This window comes from Microcystis sp. M179S2 (genome assembly GCF_020245805.1).
GTDB lineage: Bacteria > Cyanobacteriota > Cyanobacteriia > Cyanobacteriales > Microcystaceae > Microcystis > Microcystis aeruginosa.
The window spans coordinates 1-3754 of record NZ_JADBUE010000329.1 but is presented as its reverse complement, the minus strand read 5'-3'; the positions used below and the strand labels follow the sequence as shown (position 1 = coordinate 3754).

Here is a 3754-nt window from a genome sequence, read left to right as displayed (position 1 = left end):
TTGTCGATGATTTCAAACAGTTTAATTATCTGTTCCCTCTCGAACTCCTTTTCATATAATCCCCTGATTAACTTCCACTTCCACTGTTCCCGTTGTGGCAGCTTCCCGGTAGTCGCTTTTGTTTTCAGGTGTGCCATGACTATTATAGCAAAGGGATTGCTACTTGCTTCCAATTAGTCACTGATAACTGATAACTGATAACTGAATAGAGTTTGTCAGCAAAACGTTTTTTTGTCTTAAAGTCTAGAAAACGGGTTTCTTCAAGAAACTCGTTTTCTAGAACAACGCTTCAAAATACTCGGTTAAAGCTTCTTTCCAGGGTTCATCATAATTGGCGGTTGTTCGGTTCATTTGAGTTGTCCGCTTACTTCTAGGGTATGAAGCACAATAGCGTAACGCACCAATTTAATAATAGAGGTGGTGCGTTACGGCGGATTGTTAATTTTGTTTTTTTGACGGAATTGATAGCCGCAAACACTCAGCCTACACTCTTTTGGCATACTGTTTCTTGAGAACAGGTATAACGCCTAGTAGGATAAATAAACCTATATTTAGACTGGGTTCAGGTATAGTTACAGTGTAATTTGCGGGGACAATAGGGACAATTTGAATGAATTGACTTGGATTAGTTGTATCATTAGCGGCTAAGGTTCCATCAGCAAAAATTGTTTGACTCAAATCTACATTTAGGATTAAATTAGAGCTACCTTTTCCAATAACTTGAAAGTGCATTAAGCTAAATTGTTCTGGTTGATTCAGTCCCAAGAGTGAACCTAAACCGGCATCAGGAAAAGATGCTCCCCCTAAGTCGGTAATTGTCCCATTAATGTTATTTAAGGTTCCTCCTCGAAAGAGAGTAAAGTTAGAAGTAACTAAGGGACTATTATCATCAACTGGATTAAAAGGAATGTCAATATTTTGGATTTTTTTGGCTTCAAAATTGAGATTGATAGCACTACCAGTTAATCCGATAGGATTACTATGAATATCCCTCATTAAGACTTGAACAAAAAAGCGATCGCCTATATTTAAGGAATTATTTTGATTAAGGAATCCACCGGGGGTTCCTGCGATGTCTTCTATCAGATTAAATTCAACGGCTAAATTAGGCATAATTTTCTGTCAATTTGTGAATGGATAAGACTAAATCAGGTTGTAGATTACTCGTGGCACTCGTAGGTTGTGTTAGCGATAGGGTAACGCATCAATTGAATGATAGAGGTGGTGCGTTACGGCGGATGGTTAATTTTAGTTTTTTGACCTAACGCACCCTAAACTCTACTTTTCATTGCTATAAATTAGGTTAGAACAAGCTTAGTCCGTAGTCAGAAGTTAAGACTAAGAAGTCACCTAAATTGATTCCACCGTCTCCATTAATATCAGCAGTGGGATCGTATTTAGAACCACCAATACTACTGTTAAAAGCGGCTTGTAATGGTGCTAAGTCACCCCGATCTACTTTACCATTGTAAGTAATATCGCTGTTAAAGGTTGATTTACCAGTTAAGGCGATATTATAGGCCGTGTTATTGATGGCGTTACTGTGAATAACTAAACCATCATTGAGGTTAAAGCTTTCTCGCGCTGCGGTGGGTGCATAAGTTAATTGAACACGCCAAGTTTGTCCCGGATTGAGTAAGATATCTCCCTGACTGAAATCAGCGTTAGTGGTAACGTTGGAGGCTTTAACTTCTATGTTGGAAATGGCGAGAATATCTTCGTCGTTAACTCCTGTATTGGTGATGTCAATGTATCGGAATGTATCGGCAAATTTGGGACGAACTAGGTTACTGTTACTCCAACCTTGACGATATTGTGAGAGGGGAGTCCCGAAAGTAATCGCGTTTTTATCAATAGATATCCTTTGTTCTGGAATATTGGTAACATTGACGGTGAGTTGTTTCTCATAAGACAAACCGCCTTGGTCTGTGGTTTTAACCCGGATACTGTAATTATTCTTGGTTTCGTAGTTGAGAGGAGTATTAGTTTTGAGTTGGTTTCCGTCGATGGTAAAGAGACTATTATCAGTTGAACCTATACCAGTAACTAAGCTATAGGTGAAGGTATTACCAGTATCAGGGTCAGTAGTGTTGAAGTTACCGATGAGGGTATTTAGGGGTGAGTTTTCCGCGACGGTGTTGTTAGATAGGTTGAGATTTGTTGGGTTTTCGTTGACATCGCTAACACTGACGGTTAGTTGTTTTTCATAGGACAAACCGCCTTGGTCTGTGGTTTTAACCCGAATACTGTAATTATTCTGGGTTTCGTAGTCTAAAAGTCCATTAACTTTGAGTTGATTCCCGTCGATGGTAAAGAGACTGTTATCAGTATCTCCTATCCCAGTAACTAAGCTATAGGTGAAGGTATTACCAGTATCAGGGTCAGTAGTGTTGAAGTTACCGATGAGGGTATTCAGGGGTGAGTTTTCCGCGACGGTGTTGTTAGATAGGTTGAGGTTTGTGGGAGATTCATTGACATCATTGAAGTCACTCACATCAATAATCTGCAATCCGCCTTCACGCGCAGCTACATAAGCATAATTACTGACTACTTTCACATCAAAAGCATAGTCATAGTTGTTTTGATAATTACCTTTGATAGTGGGATTAGTAGGGTTGCTGATGTCGATGATTTGCAGTCCACCTCCTCCAGCAGCTAGATATGCGTAATTCCCTACTACTTGCACATCAGTAGCCTCGCCGGAACTATAATAATTGCCTTTTAATATGGGGTTGGTGGGATTGCTGATGTCGATGATTTGCAGTCCTGAATCATAATCAGCCAAATATGCGTAATTTCCCACTACTTCCACATCCCTAGCATTACCAGAACTATAATAATTGCCTTTTAATATGGGGTTGGTGGGATTGCTGATGTCGATGATTTGCAGTCCTGAAAAATAATCAGCTATATAAGCATAATTCCCCACTACCTGTACACCATCAGCAAAACCAGAACTATCATCATAACTGCCTTTTAATATGGGGTTGGTGGGATTGCTGATGTCGATGATTTGCAGTAATGAATTCCCATTAGCCAAATATGCGTAATTCCCCACTACTTGCACATCAACGACTGCACTAAAATTGTCATAATTACCGATGAAAGTGGGGTTGGTGGGGTTACTGATGTTGATAATTTGTAGTCCTGAACTCCCATCAGCTATATAAGCGTAATTCCCCACTACTTCCACATCCCAAGCGCCGTCAGTATCATAATTGCCTTTGAAAATGGGGTTACTGGGGTTGCTGATGTCGATGATTTGCAGTCCTGAATCATAATCAGCCAAATATGCGTAATTTCCCACTACTTCCACACCAAAAGCCCATCCAGGAGTATCATATTTGCTGATGAAAGTGGGGGTAGGGGGGTTGATATCGTCATTAATTGTTCCCGTCACTGTGGTGGTCGTCCCCACTGTATAACCAGTCCCCGAAGCGAGGGTTAAAGTTACAGTTTCATCCGGGTCAGCTATATTATCTGCTGTCGGGTCAATTGTTACGGTAGCAGTAGTAGCATTAGCGGCGAAAGTCACTGTCCCTGTTGTCCCATTAAAACTCGCTGCACCGGTTTGGCTGTAGTCTGTATTAAGGGTAGCTGTCCCCCCAACTGTATATACTTTAGACGTTCATAATCTGAGATTTATTAAACTTCTGAAATCGTAGAGTCAGCAAGGAATCCAGTTCTTTTTTATGTTTCAGATGGGCATCATTCAGACATTCATAAATAGCTGAAGAAAAGTCAGAAAAGTTCT

Annotated in this window: 2 protein-coding genes and 2 pseudogenes; all 4 read right to left on the bottom strand. The window is 40.3% G+C overall.

Going from position 1 to position 3754, the window contains the following annotated elements; translation table 11 throughout:
* Nucleotides 1–351: pseudogene (locus tag IM500_RS20425) on the bottom strand (hypothetical protein); the annotation flags it as partial.
* Nucleotides 352–483: 132 nt separating this feature from the next.
* Nucleotides 484–1113 carry a PEP-CTERM sorting domain-containing protein gene (locus IM500_RS20420; RefSeq protein WP_287739436.1) on the bottom strand — a complete coding sequence of 210 codons (630 nt, stop codon included), beginning with the start codon at nucleotides 1111–1113 and terminating at the stop codon, nucleotides 484–486.
* Between the two features lie 190 nt (nucleotides 1114–1303).
* Complete coding sequence (locus tag IM500_RS20415; RefSeq protein ID WP_287739435.1) at nucleotides 1304–3535, bottom strand: cadherin domain-containing protein; 2232 nt, start codon at nucleotides 3533–3535, stop codon at nucleotides 1304–1306.
* An 85-nt stretch (nucleotides 3536–3620) separates the two neighbouring features.
* A pseudogene (locus IM500_RS20410) lies at nucleotides 3621–3754 on the bottom strand (IS630 family transposase); the annotation flags it as partial.

What these genes read in the sequence shown, in the direction of transcription:
- IM500_RS20420 (WP_287739436.1), bottom strand. Translation starts at nt 1,113, where the DNA reads ATGCCTAATTTAGCCGTTGAATTTAATCTGATAGAAGACATCGCAGGA.